This is a genomic window from Methylobacterium sp. Leaf93, from assembly GCF_001422345.1.
GTDB lineage: Bacteria > Pseudomonadota > Alphaproteobacteria > Rhizobiales > Beijerinckiaceae > Methylobacterium > Methylobacterium bullatum.
This window is the reverse complement of sequence record NZ_LMMS01000012.1, coordinates 31,618-54,963: the sequence shown is the minus strand read 5'-3', so window position 1 is coordinate 54,963 and position 23,346 is coordinate 31,618. Positions and strand designations below refer to the sequence as shown.

The window sequence follows — 23,346 nt, the reverse complement described above, 5'->3', positions numbered from 1 at the left end:
TAGTGCGCGCGAGCCGTTCGGGCTCTCGTCGAGTTCAAGCCGGAGGGCAGATCGATACCGCGCCGATCCGATCATCAAAAAAGGCCGCCGCAGGGAGCTGCGACGGCCATTTCGATGACTTGCGAGGCGATCAGGCCTCGCCTTCGTCCAGATCGTCCTCGGTGGGCTTGGCGGTCTCGAGGATCTTGTCTGCGAGCAGGCCGGAATTCTGCCGGATCGCCGCTTCGATCTTGTTGGCGATGTCCGGGTTGTCGCGCAGGAAGCCCTTCGAGTTCTCGCGGCCCTGGCCGAGGCGCTGGCTCGCATAGGAGAACCAGGCGCCGGACTTCTCCACGATCCCGGCCTTCACCCCGAGGTCGATCAACTCACCGACCTTCGAGACGCCCTCACCGAACATGATGTCGAATTCCACCTGCTTGAAGGGCGGCGCGACCTTGTTCTTCACCACCTTGACGCGGACCTGGTTGCCGATGGCCTCGTCCCGGTCCTTCAGGGTCGAGATGCGGCGGATGTCGAGGCGCACCGACGCGTAGAACTTGAGCGCGTTGCCGCCCGTGGTCGTCTCCGGGCTGCCATACATGACGCCGATCTTCATCCGAATCTGGTTGATGAAGATGACCATGCACTTCGAACGCGAAATCGAGCCCGTGAGCTTGCGCAGGGCCTGGCTCATCAGGCGCGCCTGAAGGCCGGGCTGGCTGTCGCCCATTTCGCCCTCGATCTCGGCGCGGGGCGTCAGCGCCGCCACCGAATCGACCACGAGCACGTCGATGGCGCCCGAGCGCACCAGGGTGTCGGTGATTTCCAGGGCCTGCTCGCCGGTATCGGGCTGCGAGATCAGGAGATCGTCGAGCTGAACGCCGAGCTTGCGCGCATAGACCGGATCGAGGGCGTGCTCCGCATCCACGAAGGCGCAGACGCCGCCCTTCTTCTGGGCCTCGGCGATGGTGTGAAGGGCAAGGGTGGTCTTGCCCGAGGATTCGGGGCCGTAGATCTCGATCACCCGGCCGCGCGGCAGGCCGCCGACGCCGAGCGCAATGTCGAGGCCGAGCGAGCCGGTGGAGACGGTCTCGACCTCCGCCACCTTGTCGTTCTTGCCGAGCCGCATGATCGAGCCCTTGCCGAAAGCACGCTCGATCTGGGACAGCGCGGCATCGATCGCCTTCGCCTTGTCCTTGTCCACCATCGGGGAATCCACAACTTTCAGCGCGGGCTGGGCCATTCGTCGGCATCCTTATGCATGGGGAGAGCTCAAGGCTCAATGTGCCTCGGATGCGAATGATGTACTTGTTTTGTTCTCTTTTCGCAAGGTGCCGGGTGCCGATTTCGCATCATTTGGCGGGAGAACGTCGCCCTAACGGGCGATCGTCTCCTTCACCGTTTCCACGAGCTGCTTGAGGCTGAAGGGCTTCGGCAGGAAGTTGAAATCCTCGCCCTCGGGGAGGTTCTTGCGGAACGCGTCCTCGGCATAGCCGGAGACGAAGATCACCTTCAGGTCCGGGCGGTGCTTGCGCAATTCGCGCAACAGAGTCGGACCGTCCATCTCCGGCATCACCACGTCGGAGACGACGAGGTCGATGGTCTGGTCGACATCGCTGATGAGGGCCAGGGCGTCGAGGCCAGAGGCGGCTTCCAGAACCGTGTAGCCCCGTGCCGACAGGGCTCGGCTGTTGACCGCGCGCACCGGATCCTCGTCCTCGACCAGCAGGATCACGCCCTGCCCCGTATGATCGGGCGAGGGTTTGCGCGGGGCGGATTGCCCGCTACCGGGCTTTTCGACGTCGCGTGCTCCCCGGAGCCGGCTGGCGGCGATCTCCGCGTTGCTCTGCGGGGCGGCGGATGCGAGGGCGGGCTCGGGGGCGGGCTCGGCGGCCGGTTCGTGACGCGGCAGGTAGATTCGGAAGGCCGTGCCGCTGCCCACGGTCGATTGCACGTCGATGGTGCCGCCGCTCTGCTTGACGATGCCGAACACGGTGGAGAGGCCGAGGCCCGTCCCCTTGCCGATGTCCTTCGTGGTGAAGAACGGCTCGAAGATCTTCTCCATCACGTCGGGCGGGATGCCCTCGCCGGTATCCAGCACCTCGATCAGGACGTGGTCGCCCGCCGGTGCGCCGGGCCGGCGCTCGGTGTTCTCGAGTCCTTCGAGGATGTTGGCGGTGCGGATGAGCAGGCGGCCGCCATTGGGCATCGCATCGCGGGCATTGACCGCGAGATTGACGATGACCTGCTCGAACTGGTTCACGTCGGCCTTGATCGGCCAGATGTCGCGCCCGTGCTTGAGGTCGAGGTCGACCCGTTCGCCGAGCAGGCGCTTCAGCAGCAGCGTCAGGTCGGACAGCGCCTCGCCGACATTCATCACTTCCGGGCGCAGGGTCTGACGCCGCGAGAAGGCCAGCAGTTGCCGCACCAGGCTGGCTGCCCGGTTGGCGTTCTGCTTGATCTGCATGATGTCCTGGAAGGCCGGATCGGTGGGCCTGTGGCTCGCCAGGAGCAGGTCGGAATAGCCGATGATGGCCTGGAGGACGTTGTTGAAGTCGTGTGCGATGCCGCCGGCGAGCTGGCCCACCGTGTCCATCTTCTGGGTCTGGGCGATCTGCTGTTCGAGCTGGCGCTGTGCCGTGGTGTCGAGGGCGTAGAGGATCACGCGCTCGCGGTCGGGCTGGGAGGACCCGTCCTCCGCAGCCGCGGTGTCGCCGCCGGCCGGGCTGAGCCAGACCCGCGCCGAGCGGTTCCCCGGCCCCGCCAGTGCGACCTCGATGGGTTGCACCTCGATGGTTCCGTCGGCGGCCTTCACCAGGGCGCTCTCGAGGGCGGCCCGGTCGCGGTCGACCAGGGCCTCCCACATGGTCGGCTCGGTGCCGAGTTCGCCGCGCCCGTCCGGCACGGCCTGGCGCGGCGTCCCGCCGAAGAGCCTGGCGAAGGACGCGTTGGCGCGGGCGATGCGCCCGGTGGGGTCGAGGGTCGCGATGGCGATGGGGCTGTTGTTGAGGAAGCGGGCGAGGCGCACCTCGGCGGCGCGTTGCGGCTCGTCGCTCTCGGCCCCGGCCGAGCGGTTGAGCACGAAGGTGCGCGACGGCCCGGGCTTGCCGTCCTGGCCGAAGGCCACGCGGTGATAGAGCCGGGTCGGCAGGGGTTGGCCGTTGCGGCGCCGCAGGTCGAGGTCGAAACGGTCCGTGCGGACCTCGCCGGGCAGGCCCTCGGTGGCGGTGAGCACATCGGCGCTCGGCGCAATATCGGGCAGACGCAGGCCGCCCGAACCGACCGTGGCGAGGTCGTAGCCGAGCCAGAAGGCCAGCGTCGCGTTCATGTAGACGATGGAGCCCGACGGATCGATGGAGAGGAAGCCGGCGGGCGCATGATCGAGGTAATCGATCGCGTGCTGAAGCTCCTGGAAGACGTTCTCCTGGCGCTCGCGCTCGTGGGTGATGTCGGTGACCGTCCACAGGGTCGCCGGGAGCCTCGGCCGCTCCACCGCCCGCACAGCGATGCGGAACCAGGCGAAAGCGCGCTCGGTCTCTCCTTGGGGCGGGGGCGCCATGCGGATCTCCTCCACATGGCCGCGCCCGTCATGGGCCGCCTGGGCGAGGCGGTAGACCGCCTCAGACACATCGGGCGAGCCGACGAAGACGCGCTCCACCGGCCTGAGGTTGGAGAAGGTCTCCCCGCCGGAGATCCGCAGGTAGGCCTCGTTGGCGTAGATCAGGCGGCCGCCGTCCTCGACGACGATGGCGCCTTCGGGCGAGGCATCGACGATGGCCTTGGTGATGTCGTCGCGGCCGGTCTGGCCCGCCAGCTGGAGCGCACCGATCGCCAGGGCGAACAGGCAGAACACGCCGGCCATGGCGAGCAGGGCGAGAAGCCCGAGGATGAGCGGCTGCGCCTGCTCGTTGGCGACGAAGGACAGGCCCACTGCCGCGCCGACGAGAAGTCCGGCCAGGACGAGGAGCAGCCCGACCCGCCCAGGCCTTTCCGACCGGTCTATGGCGCTCGACACCGGTTTCGTTGGTCCGCTCACCTCAGCCATCTCGGCGCCATTCCACCCTCGAGCGATCCCGGTTAGCGCCCAGGCCGCGTCGGCAGCAAGGGTGTCCGCCGGACGTTAGGGACAAGTCTCGTCAAAAAAGGTGCATAAAGCGTGGCGCTTTCACGCCGCCCTGCGCTTCAGCCGCATGACGAAGCCGATCACCTCGGCCACGGCGCGATAATGCTCGGCGGGAATCTCGGAATCGATCTCCACCGTGGCATGGAGCGCCCGCGCTAGCGGCGGGTTCTCCATGATCGGCACATCGTGCTCCTTGGCGACGGCGCGGATGCGCAATGCCAGGGAATCGACGCCCTTGGCGACGCAGATCGGCGCCGCCATGCCCGCCTCGTAGCGCAGGGCGACGGCGTAGTGGGTGGGGTTGGTGACGATGACCGTGGCGGTGGGCACGTCAGCCATCATGCGCTTGTTGCCCCGCGAGGCGCGGATCTGCCTCATCCGGCCCTTCACCTCGGGATTGCCCTCGCTTTCCTTGTGCTCCTGCTTCATCTCTTCCTTGGTCATGCGCAGCTTCGAGCGCCAGCGGAAGCGCTGGTACAGGGCGTCGCCCATGGCGATGACCACGAAGATGGCGAGCATGCCGCCGAGAAGCTTGAGGGCGATGCCGAGGATCGCGGGCAGCATCGCCGCCGGATCGAGCCGGGCGAAGACTTCGAGGCGGTCGCGCTCGTTCCACAGGATGGTGCTCGCGACGACCCCCACCAGCATCAGCTTGGCGAGCCCCTTCAGGAATTGGACCAGGGCCTCGACGCCGAAGATGCGCTTGATGCCCGCCATCGGCGAGATGCGATCGAACTTCGGCATCAGGGCATCGGTGGAGAACACCAGCGGGTGCTGGACGAGCCCGCCAGCGAGGCCCGCGATGACCACGAGGCTGACCGGAATCACGAGCGCCTGGGCGCAGATGAGCAGCATCCGCATCCCCATCTCGGTATAGGCGGTGGGGTCGGAGGGGACCTGATGCGCGTTCATAAGGAAGGCGCGCAGGCTGACGACGAGATCCTTGGCAATCGTTCCCGATGCCAGCAGCAGCGCCATCGTGAAGGCCGACAGGATGAAGAAGGTGTTGACCTCAATGCTGTTGGCGACGTTGCCCTGCTCGATCGCCTTTTCGATGCGCCGTTGAGTCGGCTCTTCTGTCTTGTCTTCCTGATCGCTGTCGTCGGACACGGCTCAGCGCTCCCCTGTCCGGCGCATCGTCGGACCGTTCGACACCGCCTTCATCGCCCGGTCAACTCGCCGAGATAGCGGCCGATATCGTCGAGGAAGACGCTCATCATGATGCCGAGGCTGCCGAACAGGATCAGCATGCCGATGAGCACGGAGGCGGGCACCGCGATGAAGAACACCTGCATCTGCGGCATCAGGCGCGAGAGCACGCCGAGGCCGACGTTGAAGAGGATACCGAAGGCGATGAACGGCGCCGAGATCTGGACCGCCAGGAGGAAGCCGCGCGCCATGGCCCGAAGTGCGAGCTGGGCCGCCTCGCCCATGGCCAGGACGCCGTCGGGCGGCAGCATCACGTAGCTCCGGCCGATGGCATCGAGCGCCACATGATGCAGGTCGGTGGCGAGGATGAGGGTGATGCCCAGCATCATCAGGAAGTTGCCGAGCGCCGCCTGCTGGCCGCCCTGGGTCGGGTCCACGGTCATCGCGTAGGACAGGCCGAGCTGCTGCGAGACGATGACGCCGGTGGTCTGCAAGGCGGCCAGCACCATGCGCACGGTGAGGCCGAGGACGAGGCCGATCAGCAATTCGCCGATGAGGAGCGAGATCAATCCGGGGGCCGCAAGTGCCGCGCCCTGCATCGGAAGCAGCGGGCGCACCATCGGGAACAGGATCAGCGAGACGAGGAGCGCGAAGGCGAGACGGATGCGCGGGGAGACGGATTGCTCGCCGAGCCCCGGCAGCAGCATCATCAGCGTGCCGATGCGCGCGAAGGTGAGCAGGTAGGCCGCCGCGATGCCGGGCAGGAGCAGGTTCATGATCCTGCATAGCAGCGCCCGGCCCGGCGCGTCATCCGCCGGATACGATGCGGGCGGCGATGCGGGTCATGTAGCCGGCGAGCGCGTCGCCCATGAAGGGCAGCATGAACAGAAGCGCCGCGAAGACGGCGACGATCTTGGGCACGTAGATCAGCGTCTGCTCCTGGATCTGCGTCAGTGCCTGGAGCAGCGACACGATGAGGCCGACCACGAGGGCGACGATCATCAGCGGCCCCGCGACCTTGAGAAAGACGAAGATCCCGTCTCGGGAGACGTCGAGGATGGCAAGGCCGGTCATGCTGTGAGTTGCTCGCTTCGGGTGGGGCATCAAGGCTTGGAGCCTCCCCTCTCCCCTCTGCGGGAGAGGGTGGCCCGCGCAGCGGGTCGGGAGAGGGGAGCGCCGTATCCGGAGAGGTCGCCCCTCTCCCGGTCGCTGTGCGACCACCCTCCCCCGCAGAGGGGGGAGGGTTCATAAAGCGCTAGATCTGCATCCGCATGATTTCCTCATAGGCGGAGATCACGCGGTCGCGGACGGCGACCAGGGTCTGCAGCGCCGTCTCGCTCTCGGCGACGGCGGTCACCACGTCGACGACGTTGGCCTTGCCGCCCGCCACCGACAGGGCCTGGGCATCGGCCTTCGCGCCACTCTCGCCGATCTTGTCTATGGCCGAGGTGAGGAGCGAGGTGAAGCCGTTATCCGCCCCCGAGGTCGGGGCGATCCTGGGCGTGCCGCCCTTCATGCCGCCGATGTTCTGGACGGCGGCGTAGGCTCCTGCGGCGAAGGCGTTGGTCGGCATGGCGGCGGACTTTCGGGAGAGGAAGAGCGTCAGGCCTTGAGGATGGCGAGGGTGGCGTTGATCATCTTGCGGGTCGCGGTGACCATGTTCAGGTTGGCCTCGTAGGAGCGCTGGGCCTCGCGCATGTCCATGTTCTCGATCAGCCCGTTGACGTTGGGCATCCGCACCTCGCCGCGCGCATCGGCGCTGGGATTTCCCGGATCGTACTTCGTGCGGAACGGCGAGGGATCTCGCCTCACCCGCCCGGCCTCGACCATCGACGCGCCGGTCTCGCGGTCGATGTGCTGGGTGAAGGTGGGGATCTTGCGCCGGTAGGGTTCCGCGCCGACCCCGCTCGGGGCCGAATCCGCATTGGCGATGTTCTCGGCGATGATCCGCATCCGGCCCGACTGGGCCTTGAGGCCGGATGCCGCGATGGTCAGGGATTTCAGGAATTCCACGGCGCGTACTCCGCAAGCTCAGGGGGGCGGTACGATCAGCGCTTGCCGATGGCGATCTTCAGCTTGTCGAGGCTCTTCTGGTACATCGTCGCGGCGAGCTGATAATCGGCCTGGTTGTCGCCGGCCTTCATCATCTCCTCCTCGAGATTGACCCCGTTCCCGCTCGGCCTGATCTCGAACCCGTTGAACCGGCGCGGCTCCGCGCCCGGGCCTTCGGGGCCGCCGTTGAGGGCGATGTGAGCCGGGCTGGTGACGGCGAGGCCCGAATTGCCACCCGTGGATCCGGAGGGCTGGGCGAGATCGCCGGTCCCGCCGCCGAAGCTGGGGCTCGCGAGATCGCGCGGCTTGAAACCCGGCAGATCGGCGTTGGCGACGTTCTCGGCGAGCAGCTTCTGGCGCGTCTGATGCCACTGCATCCGGGTGCGAAGCATGGAGAGGATGGGGAGATCGGTGACGGACACGGTGCTCGGAGCCCCTCGGCGCCGCCGGACGACCCCGGAGCGATGGGCAAAATCTGCCGCCTCCATGGTTAACGTCCGGTTAAGAGCCTGTCTGTCAGCAGCGGATGCTCGGCGCGGAAGTTGCCTGTTAACGAACTCTTAACGTTATTGCCTTCCGCCGCTCCGACCGTGATATCAGAACAACCTGTGCTGCGTAGGGCCTCCGGCCCGAAACCCGAAAGAGCCCGATCTTGTCAGCGTTCTTTAATTCGGACGGCTCCTTCCCGCTCCAGTTCCTGATCATATTCGCCGTCATTTTCGCCGTTCTGGCCGCCATCGTTCTGATCTTCCGGCGGTTCTCCGGCAGGGGCATGGCCCTGTCGAAATCCGGTCCGCGCGGCCGTCAGCCCCGTCTCGGCATCGTCGACATCTACGAACTCGACCGGCAGCGGCAGCTGATCCTGCTGCGCCGGGACAATGTCGAGCATCTGCTCCTCGTCGGCGGTCCCAACGACGTCATCGTGGAGCGTAACATCCACCGGGGCGCGGGAGCCCGCCTTCCGCTCGACGAGTCGGCCCGGGCGGAGCCGCTCTCCGAAGAGCCGGTCTTCGAGCCCGCGCGGCCCGCGGATCCGCCCGCGCCGCCGGTCATGCAGCCTCCCGTCTTCCACGAGCCCAGGGCGCCGATTCCGGAACCGGCCGCGATCGTCGACGCGCCCGCCGAGCCTCGTGGCGATGTCCCCGCCGAGCCGAAGCCGGCTTCCCGGTTCACAAAGGCGGATCTGATTGCGGCGAAGGCAGCGCGGCGGAACCCGCCCCCCCTGGCCAACCTGAAGCCCGAAGCTCCGGACCTGCCACGTCCGGCGGACACCCCGCCGGAGATGGTCGCCGAACCGATCGTCCCTGCCGTCGAAGCACCGAAGCCAGCCAAGGCGCCGGAAGCCCCACCCACGCCGGTCGCGTCCGCCGTGATCGAGGCGCCGAGCCCGGAGAAGGCGGCGCGGCCACAACCTCCGGTGAAACCCGTGCCCGTCGTGGAGCCGGCCCCCGCCGTTCCGCCGCCCCTGGCCCGTCCGACGAGTTCCCGCCCCGTGGACGCGGCCATTCTGTCCGACATGGCACGGCAGCTCGAGGAGGCCCTGCGCCGGCCATCGGCCGCGATCTCCCCGTCCACGCAAGCCGTCCCGTCGACACCGCCAAAGGCGCCCCCCTTGCCCCCCGCAGAGCCGCGTCCCGAACCCGTTGCCCCGGAGAAGGTGAAGGCGGACCAGCCGATCGACCCAATGGCGGCCGCCATGGCCACGCCCGTGGACATCGCCCCGGACGGGCTGCCCGTGGTTCCGGCGAAGGACAAGCCGGTGAGTGCTGGGCCGGCTCCGACCGAACCGGTCTTCGCCGATGCCGCATCGAGCGAGCCCGCGCGGAGCGAACCGGCGACGACCGAACCGGAGGTGTTCCTTCCGGCCCCGCCGCCTCCGCCCGCTCCCAAGAAGGTGTCGGCCGCGAGCCAGAATCCCTTCTCCGTGGAGGAGATCGAGGCTGAATTCGCGCGGTTGCTGGGACGCCCCCTCGACAAGAAGGGCTGACCCGTTCCGGCTACTCCGCGGCCGAGCGTGACGGAAAACCCGTTCCGTCATTGGCGAGCGTCGTCGGTAGGGCGAATGCCCCCTCGGTGGGCTCGTCCTTGCACCCGATGAAGCGACCGAAGAGCCGGACGAAGAGGCGCGACAGGTCGTCCACCAGGACGAAGATCGCCGGCACGAAGATCAGCGACAGGCCAGTCGAGACGATGAGGCCGCCGATGACCGCGACGGCCATCGGCGCGCGGAATTCGCCGCCGATGCCGAGCGCCATGGCCGACGGCACCATGCCCGCCGCCATGGCGATGGTGGTCATGACGATGGGCCGGGCGCGTTTTCGTCCGGCGTCGATGATGGCGGTGGCCCGGTCCACGCCCCGCACCATCTCCTCGATGGCGAAATCCACCAGCATGATCGCGTTCTTGGTCACCACGCCCATGAGCATCAGGATGCCGATCACCACCGGCATCGAGATCGGCATGTGGAAGATCAGCAGCCCGAGGATCGCACCTCCGATGGAGAGGGGCAGCGAGAACAGGATGGTGAGCGGCTGAAGGAAGTTGCCGAACAGCAGCACCAGGACGCCGAACACCATCATCAGGCCCACACCCATGGCGAGCGCGAACCCTTCGAACACCTCACCCATGATTTCCGCGTCGCCGGTCTGACTGATGCTCACGCCCGGCGGCAGGTTCTTCGCGGTTGGCAGCGCCATCACGGATTCGATCAGGGTCCCCAGCGCGTCCGAGCCCTCCATGTCGGCCTCCAGGGCCACGCGGATCGAGCGGTCGTAGCGGTCGATCGCCGTGGGACCGCGCCCTAGGCTGAGATCCGCCACCGTGGAGAGCGGAACGGAGGCGCCCCCCTTCACCGGGACTTTCAGGCTCTCCAGCTGCGACAGGTCTCCGCGCAGGGCGAGGGGCAGCTGCACACGGATCGGCACCTGCCGGTCGACGGCGTTGAACTTGGCGAGGTTGGCGCCGATGTCGCCGATGGTCCCCACCCGCACGGTCTCGGCGATGAGGTCTGTGGAGACACCGAGATCGGCGGCGACGCCGGCCTTCGGGCGGATGCGGATCTCGGTGCGGTCGAGGGGGGCGGTGGAGAGCACGTTGACGAGGTGGGGCACGGTGGCCGCCTCGCGCTGCAGCCGCGCCGCCGTCTCCGAGACCAGGCGCAGGTCCGGCCCCGAGACGATGAGGGCGAGATCGCGCTGGCCGCTGTCGCGCAGGGACCAGAACCGGATGTCCGGCTCCTCCCGCAGGATCGCGCCGATGACCCTGTCGAGCTGCTTCTGTGTGCGGTGACGGGCGTTCTTCGGCGTCAGGTTGATGGTGAAGCTCGCGAGCCGCACCTCCTTCTTGGCGGGCAGCTGGCGGCCGCCATCCACGAACACGCTGCGCACTTCGGGCAGCGCCTTGATCCTGTCGACGATGCCGTCCGTGACGCGGGTGGTGTCGGCGAGGCGGGCACCAGGCGGCAATTCGACCACGAAGATCGTCCGTGCCGCATCCTCCGCGGGAAGGAAGCCGGCGGGCAGCAGCCCGGTGGACATGATCGACCCGGCAAAGCAGGCGAGCCCCACCACCAGGGTGATGAACTTGTGCCGTACCGACCACGCGACCACGCGGGTATAGGCCCGCATCACCGGCCCCTCGCGCTCGTGGTCGGGCCCGTGATCGCGCAGGAAATAGGCGGCCAGCAGCGGCGTGATGAGGCGCGCCACCAGCAGGGACATGAACACGGCCGCCGCGATGGTGAGGCCGAACTGCTTGAAATACTGGCCGGCGATACCGCTCATGAAGGAGACCGGCGCGAAGATCGCGATGATCGTCGCCGTGATCGCGATGACCGCGAGGCCGATCTCGTCGGCGGCCTCGAGAGCAGCCCGGTAGGCGGATTTCCCCATCCGCATGTGCCGGACGATGTTCTCGATCTCCACGATGGCATCGTCCACGAGGATGCCGGTCACAAGGGTGATGGCCAGCAGGCTGACGGCATTGAGCGAGAAGCCGAGGGTGCTCATCACCCAGAAGGTCGGGAGCACCGAGAGGGGCAGCGCGATGGAGGCGATGAGCGTCGCCCGCCAATCGCGCAGGAACAGGAACACGACGATGACGGCCAACGCCGCGCCCTCGATGAGGCTCAGCATCGCTGAATGGTAGTTGCCCACCGTGTTGATGACGGAGGTGTCGATCAGGTCGAACCGAACAACGGGATGCTTGGCCGCGAGATCGGCGATCTTGCGCGCCACCGCGCTGGCGACCTCGGCATCGCTGGCGCCCGTCGCGCGCGAGATCGCGAAGGCCACCACCGGCTCGCCGTTGAAGCGCGCGAAGGTGCGCGGCTCTTCCGAGCCGTCCACCAGCGTCGCCAACTCGTCCAGGCGGACCTTGCGGTTGCCGGGGACGACGATCGAGGTCTGAGCCAGGGTGTCGAGGCTGGCGGCACCGGCCAGCGTCCGGATCGACTGTTCCTGGCCGCCGAGTTCGCCGCGCCCGCCCGCCATATCGGCCGAGGTGAGGCGGAGTTGGCGGTTCACGTCGGCCGCGGTGATGCCGAGTGCCAAAAGGCGGTCGGGCTTGAGCGTCACGCGGATCTCGCGGGCGACACCGCCCAGCCGTTCGACGCCGCCGACGCCCTTCACGCCCTGGACCTGCCGGGCGATCACGTCGTCGATGAGCCAGGACAGGTCTTCTGGAGTCATGGCCGGCGCCGAGGCGCCGTAGACCATGATCGGCAGCCCGGCGATCTCGACGCGGCTGATGATCGGCTCGTCGATGGTGCGCGGAAGCGTCACCCGCACCTTGGCGATGGCGTCCTTCACGTCGTTGACGGCGCGGTCCACGTTCACTTCGAGCCTGAACTCGATGGTGGTGGCCGAGACGCCCTCCGAGATCGTCGAGATGATGTGCTTGACGCCCTTCACCCCGGCGACGGCATCCTCCACCACCTTCGTCACCTGGGTCTGCAGCTCGGAGGGAGCCGCGCCGGCCTGGGTGACCTGGATCGCCACGATCGGAATGTCGATGTTCGGGAACTGCGTGATCGGCAGCGAGCGGAAGCTGACGAGCCCGAGGATCATCAGGACGAGGAACAGCACGATCGAGGTGATCGGCTTGCGGATCGCCCAGGCGGAGATGTTGAGGCGCATGGGCTGACGGGTCCGATTCTCAGCGCGACGTCACGGAGGCGGCGGCTTCGGCCTTCGGCTGCACCGGTCTGACCCGGTCGCCATGGCGCAGGAAGCTGCTGGCCCGCGCGACGACGGCCTCGCCGGATCTCAACCCCTCGCGGATTTCCATGAACCCGTCCGCGGCGAGGCCGGCGGTGATCTTGCGGGACTCCACCTTGCCGTCCTCCACCACGTAGACGAGGGCCGAGCCGTCGATCCCGTAGAGTACGGCGGAGAGGGGAACGGCCACGGAGTTGCGCCGCGCCACCTCGACCTTGCCGCGGGCGAAGGCGCCGATGCGCAGGGACGGGTCGCGGTCGAGGCTGATACGGATCTTGCCGAGGCGCGTCAGCCGGTCGATCTCGGGGTCGATCCGGCGGACCTTGCCCGTCACGATCCTCCCCTGGTCCGCTTCGAGACGCACGATGTTGCCGCGCTCGATCCGGGGCATCCAGGTTTCCGGCACCTCGCCTTCGAGTTCGATCTCGCCGCGCGCGATGAGCCGGAACAACGGTTCGCCCGTGGAGGTCGCCGCCGCGCCGATCCGGGCGGTGCGGCGGCTGACGATGCCTCCGTCGGGTGCCTTGATGTCGGTGCGCGCGCGCCTGAGGGCGATCTCGTTGCTCTGCGCCCGCGCCGCCGCGAGATCCGCTTCGGCAAGTTGCAGGCCGCCCTTCGCGGCAGCGAGCCTGCCTTCGCCGCCTTGAGCGGCCGAGACCCGCTGCTCCAGCACCGCCGCCGTGGCGTTCCCGGTCTTGATGAGGGAGCGGGCGCGCTCCAGCGAGAGGTTGGCCTCGATCTGCGCCGCTTCGGACTGGACGATCTGGCTACGGGCCTGGACGATCGCCGCCTGCGCCTTGGCGATGGCGGCGACGTTGGCTGCCTCCTGCGTGGCGATCATCTCCAGGGAGAGCCGAGCCAGAACCTGCCCCTTCTCGACTTCGGCGCCTTCCTCCACCAGCAATTCGGTGATGCGGTAGCCCTCGATCTCGGGCGCCACCAGGATCTCGTCGCGCGGGACCAGGGTGCCGGTGACCACCGCCTGCTCGACGATTTCGCGTTCGGCGGCGGCTACGATGGTCACCGCCGGCGCGGGCGCGGTGGAACCGCTCGCGGGCGGGACTTCCGCCGCGTGAATCATCGACGACGACACGAGGAGTGGCAGGATCGCGAAGAGCCGAAGCAGGCGCATGAAGAGGTGGCTCACCGTTCGGCGGATCGATCTGGAAGACATCGTCGGCGCGGAGCCGCTTAATACGCTCCTGCATCGTGACACCGGCGTTTTCGTGACGCTCGACGCATTGCATGTCGCACGGCTTTAACCTTCGCCGCTGCAACTCGCCGGCGCCCGGACATTCGGGATGACCTCATGGCCTCTCGGTGAAAGCCTTCTCCAGGAATTTCGCCGCCGCGAGCGCTCGCGCATCGTCTCCGAAGCGGGCGATGACCTGCACCCCGAGCGGAGGGCCCTCCCCCGGCACCGGGACGGTGACGCAAGGCACGCCCATCATCGTCCAGAGCCGGTTGAAGCGGGAATCGCCGGTGGAGGCGTAACCCTCCGGCGCCCGGCCCGGGGCCGAGACCGTCAGCAGGACGTCGACGTCGGACTTGCGCAAGATGTCCTTCAGGCTGCGCCTAGCGTGATGCGCCACGCGCCGGGCCGCGTCGTAGGCCGCGGCCTCGATGGTCCGAGATTTGTCGAGATGGGCGCGCAGGAGCGGCGGCAGCGAATCGCGGTGGGTTTCGTATTCCCAGGCGAGGGCCTGCGCGGATTCGAAATCCTGGATCGTCGCGTGCTCGTCGAAGGCATGGCGGAACTCGTCGGGCAGGGTGAAGGCGCGGATGTCGGCGCCCGCCGCTTCCGCCATCGCCCGCGCCCGGTCGAGGGCCTCCAGCGCCTCCGGCTCGCCAGACTCACAATAATCCGGGACGAGCAGCCCGATCCGCGGCACTGTGGCCGGCTGGTCGATCTCCGGCCGGCCGGCGATGAGGGCGAGGGCATGGGCGGCATCGGCCGCGCTCGCCGCGAACAGGCCGAGCGTGTCGAGGGTCCAGGAGAAGCATTTCACCCCCACCGTCGGCAGCAGTCGGAACGACGGTTTCACGCCGACCACGCCGCAATAGGCCGCTGGCCGGATCACCGAGCCGCCGGTCTGAGTTCCCAGCGCCAGCGGCAGCATGCCCGCGGCCACGGCCGCCGCCGAACCGGCGGACGACCCGCCCGGCGTCCGGCCCGGCGCCCGCGGATTGCGGGTGTCGGTGGGGTCGATGAAGGCGAAGGCGGTGGTGGTGGTCTTGGCCATGGGTACAGCGCCGAGGCGCTTCAGCCGTGCCACGATGGGGGCATCGGCGCGCGGCTGCCAGCCATCATAGATCGACGACCCCATCTGCGTCGGCAGGTGGGCGGTATCGATGATGTCCTTGATGCCCACCGCGATTCCGGCGAGCGGTCCCGCATCGGGAACGTGCGGATCCGAATCGGTCGCCACGAAGGCGCGGATCGATGGTTCGTGCTCGGCCATCGCCTCGCGTGTCAGCGCCACCGCCTGCGCGGGGGTGAGCGACCCCGCCTCGATACGGGCACGCAGCGACAGGAGCGAGAGCATCGGCATCGGGTGACTCGCAGGGGCACGGTTGAAGGGACGCGGGCTGCTCGATCGTGGCACGGCCGTTTTAGTGCGTCTCCGGCCGCTTGTTCGGAGCGTGGCGGTGATGGCAGGTACGCCAAGGGACGTCCAGAGTAGCTCCGTTTCGCCTTTGTTTCGGCCTTGCAACTACTGGACGAGTCTTCCATTGCCGCTCAGCTTTGGTCTCTCTCATGCATGGCGCGTCGGCCGAGGGAGAGCGACGATGGAAAGCGTGCCCGAGACACGCGCCAGGCCGGAGCGCTTCGAGAGTAGGGATTTGGGAGACGATGGCGGGAGTCGAGACGCAGGCGGCCAAGGATCGCGTGGGCATGATGTGCCAGTCCCTGCGCCGCGCCATCGTCGAGCGTGCGTTGGCGCCCGGTGACCGCCTGCCGGAGGATGCCCTGGGCGAGCGCTTCGGCGTGAGCCGCACCATCGCGCGGCAGGCTCTGGGGCAACTCGCCGGTGAGGGACTGGTGGAACTCCGCCGCAACCGGATCGCCATCGTGGCGACGCCGAGCTGGGAAGAGGCGCGCGACACGTTCGAGGTCCGCATTTCCCTCGAGCGCCTCGTGGTCCAGCGCCTGGCCGGTCGCCTCACCGCCGAGCAGGAAGCGATCCTGCTGGCCCATATCGACCAGGAGGACGCGGTTCGCGGCGGACCCGAAGCCCCGTCGATCCGCCTCGCCACCGAGTTCCACCTGCTTCTGGCGCGGATGACCGGCAGCCCCGTCCTCGTCCGCTACGTGGCCGAGCTCGGCTATCGCTGCGCGCTGACCCTCTCGCTCTACAGCCGGCCGCATTCCTCGGATTGCGCGGTCAACGAGCATCGCGAGATCGTGGCCGCCCTGATGGCCGGCGATGTCGACCGGGCGACCCACCTGATGGATCACCACCTCGATGCCGTGGCGGTGCGCGCGCACATCGTCGCCGAGCCGCCGCGCGAACGAGACCTCAGCCGGGTCCTGGCGCCCTACGTTACCGAGAAGAGCGCTCTGCGGCGCCGGGCCGGGTGAGCCGGCCCACGGGTGGTCCATGCCGGCTTGCGGCATCTGGCCAATCCGCCGGCCTTAATCTCTCGGCAACCCTGAAAGCCTAGGCCCCTCTCCTCGGATTATCGGCCCTGACAGGAGAAGCCCGCCTTGCGCGAACCGTTCGTTCCCGATGCGCTGGCCGAGCGGCTGCGGGCCAAGCGGCGCAATACGAGGCCGGTGGCGGCCCTGGTCTGCGAGCCCGCCAAACCCGTCTTCGCGGAGTTGCTCGATGGGCGTGGGCATGGCACCGGACAGTTCGTCCGGCTGTCGCAGGGCATGGTGGAGCGCATCGCGCGGGTGATGCGCGACGAGGTGGTCGGCGAAGAGGCTTGACCGTCCGGCGAGGCCGTATCCCGCCGGGCGGTGTTCCGGTTCGGCGCGAACGGTCCTACAGAGCCGGCGATGGACCTCAGACCCTACCAGCGTGCCAGCCTCGATGCCCTCTACGCCTCGTGGCGCGACGAGACCGGCGACGGGCTGATCGTCCTGCCCACGGGGGCGGGCAAGGCCTTCGTCATCGCGGCCCTGGTGCGAGAGGTGATCGCCGAGCGTCCCGAGGCGCGGATCGCCATCGTCACCCATACTCGCGAGCTCATCGCCCAGAATCATCGTGAGCTCATGACCTACTGGCCGGATGCGCCGGCCGGCATCTACTCGGCCGGGCTCAACCGGCGCGACACCGCGACACAGATCCTGTTTTGCGGCATCCAGTCGGTCTGGAACCGCCTCGACGCCATCGGCGCCTTCGACGTCGTGGTGGTGGACGAGGCCCATCTGATCCCGCGCGATGCCGAGACACGCTACGGCCGGTTCCTCTCGGGCCTGCGCGCCGCTCGGCCGCACCTGCGCGTCGTCGGCCTCACCGCGACCCCGTACCGGCTCGATAGCGGCCGCCTCGACGAGGGCGAGGGCCGGCTGTTCGAGCGGATCGTCTACGAGGCCAATGTCGGCGACCTGATCCACCAGGGCTACCTCGCCCCCCTGATCTGCAAGGCCACCGCCACGGCGCTCGACGTCTCGGGTGTCGCCAAGCGCGGCGGCGACTACATCCCCAGCGCCCTCGAAGCGGCGGTGAACCAGGACTGGATCACCCGCGCGGCGGTGGAGGAAATGGCCGGTTTCGGCCGCGACCGCCGGGCCTGGCTCGCCTTCTGCGCGGGCGTCGCCCATGCGGAGGCGGTGCGTGATGCGGTGCGGGCGGAGGGCTTCAGCTGCGAGATGGTGACGGGCGAGACCGGCAAGCGCCAGCGTGACCGGATCGTGCGCGACTTCACCGCCGGGCGCCTGCGCTGCCTCACCTCGGTGGGCGTCCTCTCCACCGGCTTCAACGTGCCGCGGGTGGACCTCATCGCCCTGTTGCGGCCGACGCAGAGTACGGGGCTCTACGTCCAGCAGGTGGGCCGTGCCTTGCGCACCGCGCCGGGAAAGTCCGATGCGCTGATCCTCGACTATGCCGGGCTGGTGCGGATGCACGGGCCGGTGGACATCGTCACCGCGCGCAGTGCCGCCGCGATCAAGGGCCGTGAGGGCGAGGTGCGGGCAAAGCCCTGCCCCGGCTGCGGCGCGCTCATCGCCCTCAATGCCAGCACCTGTGAGGGATGTTGGATCGAGCCGGACGAGACCGAGGAGGATGGGCCGGGCCACGAGGCGGCGGCCGACGACGAGCATCCGATCCTGTCCCGCGCGGTTCCGGTCTGGCAGGGTATCTCCCGATGGCGGCTCGGTCGCCATGCGGCGTCCGGCAGCCTCGACGTCGAGTTCCAGACCGAGGACGGATCGAGCTACCGGGTGCGGATCGCCCTGGAACAGGCCGGCTATGGTCGCGAGAAGGCGGTGCAATGGTGGCGGCAGCTCGGCGGGGGGCGCGACGTGCCGATGACCGTCGCCGAGGCTCTGGCGCGGACCGAGGAACTCACCCGCCCCGCCGCCATCCTGGTCCGCGCCAACGGCCGATTCTCGGAGAGCGTCAGCTATCGTTTCGCGGACGGTCGCACCTTCGTCGATACGCGGCGGCTCGCCGGAGCCGACGCCTGAGCCGCGCTCGCCTATGCTGTGACGCCGTGCTTCGTGAGCAAACGTTCGGCGCTGTCGTTCCAGACCTCCATCGTCACGATCAACCCGTCGCGGACGGTGAAGCGGTCGACGTAGCGATTGCCCTCGAACGGGGTTCCGTCCGGCCATTCGCCGTAGAGGGTGCCGAGGCTGTAGACCGTGGTGACCCCCTCCCCTGGCACCACGTCCAGACGCTCCATGCGCTTCTTCACCCAGGCATAGCGGCCCGCGTTGAACGCCGTCACCTCGCGCGGATGCCGGAAGACGCGGGCACCGGTGAAGACGATCTCGATCCCCGGCGCCATGTAACCCGCCGCCCTCTCCGGATCCGGCACCATGGAGGCTTCGAGATAGGCGGTGACGATGGCCGCGTCGGTGCCGGTATCGGTTTTCGATGTATCACTCATGCTTTCGCTCTCCATGCGATCCCGAACCTGCCCGAAGCTCGGCAAAAGTGCATGCAATAAGTGTATGCAGTTTGGCGTGAAAGCAGGCAGCGGGATTCCTGTGCGACTAAATTGTTGAGGTATTTCAATCTCCTGGCAAATGGCACGGCGGTTGCGGCGACGGATGCAATTCTTCCGGAGCTCCGATCCATGCGCAAGCACAGCCCATTGCAGATGACCCGCCGCCTCGCCCTCGGGGCGACCGCCCTGATCGGGCTCTCGCTGATCGCTCCGGTCGAGGCGGCCGAGTCGATCAAGATCGGCCTCGTCACCGCCCTGTCCGGTCAATCGGCGAAATCGGGCGAAGCGATCTCGCGCGGCATCGGGCTCGCCATCGACGAGATCAACGCGGCCGGCGGCGTCCTCGGACGGCCCCTGGAACTCGTGGCCCGCGACGACGAGGCCAACCCGTCGAAGGGCGTGCTGGCCGCCCGCGAACTGATTCAGCGCGTCGGTGTCGTGGCCTTGGTCGGCGGTCTCGATACCCCGGTATCCATGGCGATCGTCCCCATCGCCAACCAGATGAAGGTTCCCTTCCTCGGCCCCTGGGCGGCGGGCACCGGCATCACCCGCAACGGTGCGGCCGACAATTACGCGTTCCGGGTCTCGGCGGTGGACGCCCTGGTCGACGAGGCCCTCGTCGCCTACGCCGTCAAGACCTATCAGGCCAAGAAGCCCGGCATGATCCTCGTCAACAACGCCTGGGGCGAGTCGAACCAGCAGGGTCTCACGGCCGCCCTGAAGGCCGCGGGCCTGCCTGCCGCCGGCATCGAGAAATTCGAGGCGTCCGATGTCGACATGGTGCCACAGCTGACCCGGCTGAAGGAGGCCGGCGCCGATACCCTGTTCATGGTGGGCAATGTCGGTCCCTCGGCCCAGGTGGTCAAATCCCTCGACCGGATGGGCTGGACCGTCCCCGTCGTGTCGCATTGGGGACCGGCCGGGGGGCGGTTCGACGAACTCGCCGGCCCGAGCGCGGCCAAGGTGCATTTCATCCAGACCTTCACTTTCGCGGGCAACGCCTCGCCCAAGGCGGTCTCCGTGCTCGATGCCCTGAAGGCGAAGTATCCGGCGATCAAGTCCATGGCCGACGTGACCCCGGCGGTGGGCATCGCCAACGCCTACGACGCGACGCATCTCCTGGCCCTCGCGATCGGCGAGGCGAAATCCACCAAGGGGCCGGACGTGCGCGACGGCTTCTACAAGATCGCCACCTATCCCGGTCTGATCAAGACCTACGACAAGCCCTTCGCCCCGGACCGCCACGACGCGCTCGGACCGCAGGACTACGTGTTCACGCGGTTCAAGGACGGCGAGATCGTCGCCGTGTCGAACTGAACGGTCGGCATGACACGGTGAGAGGGACAATTCCATGCTGACCGGCTCCCTCGTGAGCGGCCTCGGTCTCGGGAGTATGTACGGGCTCATCGCCCTCGGCTTCCATGTGACCTATGCCGTCTCCGGCACCGTGAACTTCGCGCAAGGGAGCGCCGTCACCCTCGGGGCGGTGCTCGGCTACATGCTCGGCGTCACGCTCGGTTGGCCGATGCCCCTGGCGGTGGCGGCGGCGCTCGCCGGCTGCGCGCTCCTCGGCATCGTGGTCGAACGCATCCTGGTGCGTCCCTTCGTCGAGCGGAACTCGGATGCCTGGCTGCTGGCCACGGTGGCGGGCGGCGTGGTGCTCGACAACGTCATCCTGTTCACCTTCGGCAAGGAGCCGCGCAGCCTGCCCTCGCCCCTGGCGCGTGATCCGATCGACCTGTTCGGTACCGGGGTATACCCGCTGCAGATCGTGATCCCGGTGGTCGGTCTCGCCGTCGCCGTCGCCATCCGCACGGTGTTCCGCCGAACCGATCTCGGCCGCGTTCTCCTGGCCGTGGCGCAGAATGCCGACGCCGCGCGGCTGATGGGCATCGACGTGCGACGCACGGTGGCCTGCGCCTTCGCGCTCTCCGCCCTGCTCGCGGGCGCGGCGGGCCTCCTCATCGCCCCGCTGTTCTCGGTCTCGGCCGAGATGGGCACCCTGTTCGGCATCAAGGCCTTCGCCGTCGCCATTCTCGGTGGGATCGGCTCCGCCACCGGCGTGGTCCTGGCCGGTCTGCTCTACGGCGTCGTGGAGGCCCTGGTCACCGGATATCTCGGCTCCGGTTACACCCAGATCGTCGTGTTCTCGGTGATCATCCTCGCGCTGGCGCTGCGTCCCGACGGCCTTCTCGGCCGGGCCGCCGTGAACAAGGTCTGAGCCGATGCGCGCCGGAAGCCCCGCACTACCTCTCGTCATTCTTGCCCTCACCGTCGCGGGGATCGGCCTCGTGGCCGCCACCGACGGCTACAGCCATTTCATCATCGCCCTCGTGGCGCTGACGACGCTGGCCGGAACCGGGCTGAACGTCCTCCTCGGCCTCACCGGCCTGATTTCCTTCGGCCATGCCGGCTTCTACGCGATCGGCGCCTATGCGAGCGCCATCCTCACCCTCTCCGGACTCAGCTTCTGGCTGGCGCTCCCCGCCGCCGGCCTGCTGTCCGGGGTTCTCGGCGGCGTGCTCGCCATCCCCGCCATGCGGGTGAAGGGTCCCTATCTCGCCATGGTGACGATCGCCTTCGGCTTCATCGTCGAGCATGGCCTGATCGAGGGCGGCGCGCTCACGGGAGGCCAGAACGGCCTCGTCATCGCCACCGGCCCGACCCTGTTCGGATACCCGTTTCTGGAGCGCGAACTCGCGATTCTGTCGGTTCTCGGTGCCGGCCTCGCCCTCTATGGCTTCCACCGCCTCGCGCGCAGCCGCCTCGGTCTCGCCATGCGGGCGGTGCGGGACGCGGATGTCGCCGCCGCTTCCGTCGGCTTCGATCCGGTGCGGGTGAAGACCCTGGCCTTCGTGATCTCGGCGGCGCTGACCGGCCTCGCCGGGGCGGTGCTGCCGCCCTTGATGCTGTTCATCGCGCCGAGTTCGTTCCCGTTCACCCAGTCGATCCTGTTCGTGCTCTCGGTGGTGGTGGGCGGTGCCGGCACGGTGCTGGGGCCGCTCTTCGGTGCCCTCGTCACCGTGCTCCTGCCGGAGACCCTGTCGGGCCTCGCCGAATACCGCCTGCTGTTCTTCGGCCTCGCTACGCTCGTCGTGTTGTGGCTGGTGCCGGCGGGCATCGTCGGCAGCCTCGCCCGGCTGCTGCCGCGTCGCCTCACCGGGGCCGCGTCCGGAACCGGCGGCGACGTCGCGTCCTATCTGGCCCAGCCGCAGCCCGATGCGCTCGCGGTGGAGGGGATCGGCATCAGCTTCGGCGGCATCAAGGCGGCGCAGGACGTCTCGGTGACGGCCGCCCCCGGAGCCGTCACCAGCATCATCGGCCCGAACGGGGCCGGCAAGACCACCGTGCTCAACATGGTCTCCGGTTTCTACCAGCCCGGTGCCGGGGCGATCCGCTTGGCCGGCCGGGATCTCGCCGGATTGCCCGCCCACCGCATCGCCCGCGCCGGCATCGCGCGGACCTACCAGACCACGCGTCTGTTCGGCTCCCTTTCGGTCATCGACAACGTGGCCCTCGCCATCGCCCCCGGACGCCTGTTCAGGGCAGGCGCAGGAAGCGACGTCGATGCCTCCACCGCCCTTCTCGCCTTCGTCGGCTATACCGGAGCCCTCCACCGGCCCGCCGCCGAGCTGCCCCATGTGGACCGCCGCCTCGTGGAGATCGCACGCGCTCTGGCGGGCCGGCCGCGCGTCCTCCTCCTCGACGAGCCGGCGGCGGGCCTCACCCGCGCCGATACCGACCGCCTGGGCAGCCTTCTGCGCCGGATCGCGGAGTGTGGAATCGTTGTCGTCCTCGTGGAGCACGACATGCCGCTCGTCATGGGCATCTCGGACCATGTCCTCGTCATGGATGCCGGACGGCCGATCGCGCTGGGAGACTCCGCCATGGTGCGGGCGGACCCCGCCGTTCTGCGGGCCTATCTCGGAGGCGCTGACACCCCTGCCCGGCCGCGTCCGTCCCCGTGGGCGGGGCCAGCCGACGCGGTCCTCTCGGCCCTCGACCTGACGGCAGGCTACGGTGCCGCTCCGGTCCTCGAACGCCTCTCCCTCGATGTCCGACCCGGTGAGACGGTGGCGCTCCTCGGGGCAAACGGGGCCGGCAAATCCACCGCCATGCGCGCGCTCAGCGGCCTGCTGCGTCCCGTGGAAGGATCCGTCATCCTCGAGGACCGCTCCATTGCCGGCCTGCCGGCCCATGCCATCGCCCGCCTCGGCCTCGCTCTCGTGCCCGAGGGCCGGCAGGTCTTTCCTGAGCTGTCGGTGGTGGAGAACCTGCGCCTCGGCGCGCATGGACGGGGGACCGCCATCGATCCGAGCGAGGTGGAGGCACTGCTCGATCGGTTCCCCCGCCTGCGTGACCGGGCGACGAGCCGCGCCGGCCTGCTGTCCGGCGGAGAGCAGCAGATGCTCGCCATCGCGCGCGGGATGATGGCGCATCCGCGTATTCTCCTTCTCGACGAACCCTCCCTCGGGCTCGCGCCCTCCATGATCAACGCCCTCTACGCCGTGGTGGCGGAGCTGCGCGACCAGGGCGTCACCATCCTCATCGTCGATCAGATGGCCGCACTGGCCTTGACCGTGGCGGATCGCGGCTACGTCCTGGAGCAGGGCCGCATCGTCGCTACCGGATCGGCGGCGGAACTCTCCGCCGATGAAGCTCTCGCCGCCGCCTATCTCGGTGCTGCGTGACAGCCTGAGCCTACAA

Annotated in this window: 19 protein-coding genes; 7 read left to right on the top strand and 12 right to left on the bottom strand. The window is 68.5% G+C overall.

From position 1 onward, the window contains the following. Nucleotides 1-130: 130 nt before the first annotated feature. The 8 genes from recA to flgB all read right to left on the bottom strand — a co-directional run bounded on the left by recA (nt 131) and on the right by flgB (nt 7,725). Nucleotides 131-1,222 carry a recombinase RecA gene (gene recA, locus ASF26_RS08865; RefSeq protein WP_018042716.1) on the bottom strand — a complete coding sequence of 364 codons (1,092 nt, stop codon included), beginning with the start codon at nt 1,220-1,222 and terminating at the stop codon, nt 131-133. A gap of 132 nt (nt 1,223-1,354) precedes the next feature. Continuing rightward, entirely contained in the window at nt 1,355-4,024 is a 2,670-nt protein-coding gene (locus ASF26_RS08860) for a response regulator (protein WP_056144356.1), read from the bottom strand. A 120-nt stretch (nt 4,025-4,144) separates the two neighbouring features. Next, the gene (gene flhB / locus ASF26_RS08855; protein WP_056252370.1) at nt 4,145-5,212 is read right to left on the bottom strand and encodes a flagellar biosynthesis protein FlhB; all 1,068 of its coding nucleotides are present in this window, start codon (nt 5,210-5,212) and stop codon (nt 4,145-4,147) included. A gap of 50 nt (nt 5,213-5,262) precedes the next feature. Next, entirely contained in the window at nt 5,263-6,027 is a 765-nt protein-coding gene (gene fliR, locus ASF26_RS08850; protein ID WP_018042713.1) for a flagellar biosynthetic protein FliR, read from the bottom strand. Nucleotides 6,028-6,058: 31 nt separating this feature from the next. Next, on the bottom strand, nt 6,059-6,325 hold the full coding sequence (fliQ, locus tag ASF26_RS08845; protein WP_018042712.1) for a flagellar biosynthesis protein FliQ: 267 nt from the start codon (nt 6,323-6,325) through the stop codon (nt 6,059-6,061). A 181-nt stretch (nt 6,326-6,506) separates the two neighbouring features. Beyond that, nucleotides 6,507-6,824, bottom strand: coding sequence for a flagellar hook-basal body complex protein FliE (gene fliE / locus ASF26_RS08840; protein WP_056252368.1), 318 nt, complete (start codon nt 6,822-6,824; stop codon nt 6,507-6,509). Nucleotides 6,825-6,853: 29 nt separating this feature from the next. Then, entirely contained in the window at nt 6,854-7,264 is a 411-nt protein-coding gene (gene flgC, locus ASF26_RS08835; RefSeq protein WP_056252364.1) for a flagellar basal body rod protein FlgC, read from the bottom strand. A 35-nt stretch (nt 7,265-7,299) separates the two neighbouring features. After that, the gene (flgB, locus tag ASF26_RS08830; protein WP_027174273.1) at nt 7,300-7,725 is read right to left on the bottom strand and encodes a flagellar basal body rod protein FlgB; all 426 of its coding nucleotides are present in this window, start codon (nt 7,723-7,725) and stop codon (nt 7,300-7,302) included. Between the two features lie 230 nt (nt 7,726-7,955). Between flgB and ASF26_RS08825 the strand changes: the two genes are divergently transcribed. Further along, nucleotides 7,956-9,290, top strand: a complete 1,335-nt coding sequence (locus tag ASF26_RS08825; protein WP_056252362.1) for a hypothetical protein — start codon at nt 7,956-7,958, stop codon at nt 9,288-9,290. A 10-nt stretch (nt 9,291-9,300) separates the two neighbouring features. Here the strand turns inward: ASF26_RS08825 and ASF26_RS08820 are convergent, their stop codons facing one another. The 3 genes from ASF26_RS08820 to ASF26_RS08810 form a co-directional block, all read right to left on the bottom strand. Then, nucleotides 9,301-12,438 (bottom strand): efflux RND transporter permease subunit, encoded by a 3,138-nt coding sequence (locus ASF26_RS08820; RefSeq protein WP_056252360.1) that lies wholly within the window; start codon nt 12,436-12,438, stop codon nt 9,301-9,303. Nucleotides 12,439-12,457: 19 nt separating this feature from the next. Further along, nucleotides 12,458-13,651 carry an efflux RND transporter periplasmic adaptor subunit gene (locus tag ASF26_RS08815; protein WP_056252358.1) on the bottom strand — a complete coding sequence of 398 codons (1,194 nt, stop codon included), beginning with the start codon at nt 13,649-13,651 and terminating at the stop codon, nt 12,458-12,460. A gap of 175 nt (nt 13,652-13,826) precedes the next feature. Beyond that, nucleotides 13,827-15,065 carry an amidase gene (locus tag ASF26_RS08810; RefSeq protein ID WP_056252353.1) on the bottom strand — a complete coding sequence of 413 codons (1,239 nt, stop codon included), beginning with the start codon at nt 15,063-15,065 and terminating at the stop codon, nt 13,827-13,829. Between the two features lie 308 nt (nt 15,066-15,373). Between ASF26_RS08810 and ASF26_RS08805 the strand changes: the two genes are divergently transcribed. From ASF26_RS08805 to ASF26_RS08795, 3 genes are all read left to right on the top strand, one after another. Further along, nucleotides 15,374-16,102 carry a GntR family transcriptional regulator gene (locus ASF26_RS08805; protein WP_056252350.1) on the top strand — a complete coding sequence of 243 codons (729 nt, stop codon included), beginning with the start codon at nt 15,374-15,376 and terminating at the stop codon, nt 16,100-16,102. A 126-nt stretch (nt 16,103-16,228) separates the two neighbouring features. Next, nucleotides 16,229-16,453, top strand: coding sequence for a hypothetical protein (locus tag ASF26_RS08800; RefSeq protein ID WP_027174279.1), 225 nt, complete (start codon nt 16,229-16,231; stop codon nt 16,451-16,453). 69 nt (nt 16,454-16,522) lie between these two features. Continuing rightward, nucleotides 16,523-18,154, top strand: a complete 1,632-nt coding sequence (locus ASF26_RS08795) for a DEAD/DEAH box helicase (protein WP_056252345.1) — start codon at nt 16,523-16,525, stop codon at nt 18,152-18,154. An 11-nt stretch (nt 18,155-18,165) separates the two neighbouring features. On the opposite strand, the gene ASF26_RS08790 is transcribed toward ASF26_RS08795, so the two are convergent. Beyond that, on the bottom strand, nt 18,166-18,579 hold the full coding sequence (locus tag ASF26_RS08790) for a nuclear transport factor 2 family protein (protein ID WP_056253267.1): 414 nt from the start codon (nt 18,577-18,579) through the stop codon (nt 18,166-18,168). A 189-nt stretch (nt 18,580-18,768) separates the two neighbouring features. Between ASF26_RS08790 and ASF26_RS08785 the strand changes: the two genes are divergently transcribed. From ASF26_RS08785 to ASF26_RS08775, 3 genes are read left to right on the top strand one after another with little or no spacing between them, the layout of a single operon-like run. Continuing rightward, on the top strand, nt 18,769-19,956 hold the full coding sequence (locus ASF26_RS08785) for an ABC transporter substrate-binding protein (RefSeq protein WP_056252340.1): 1,188 nt from the start codon (nt 18,769-18,771) through the stop codon (nt 19,954-19,956). A 34-nt stretch (nt 19,957-19,990) separates the two neighbouring features. Beyond that, nucleotides 19,991-20,860, top strand: coding sequence for a branched-chain amino acid ABC transporter permease (locus ASF26_RS08780; protein WP_056252337.1), 870 nt, complete (start codon nt 19,991-19,993; stop codon nt 20,858-20,860). A gap of 4 nt (nt 20,861-20,864) precedes the next feature. Beyond that, a complete protein-coding gene (locus ASF26_RS08775; protein ID WP_056252333.1) occupies nt 20,865-23,330 on the top strand; it encodes a branched-chain amino acid ABC transporter ATP-binding protein/permease in 2,466 nt (821 codons plus the stop codon). The last annotated feature ends 16 nt before the right edge of the window (nt 23,331-23,346 follow it).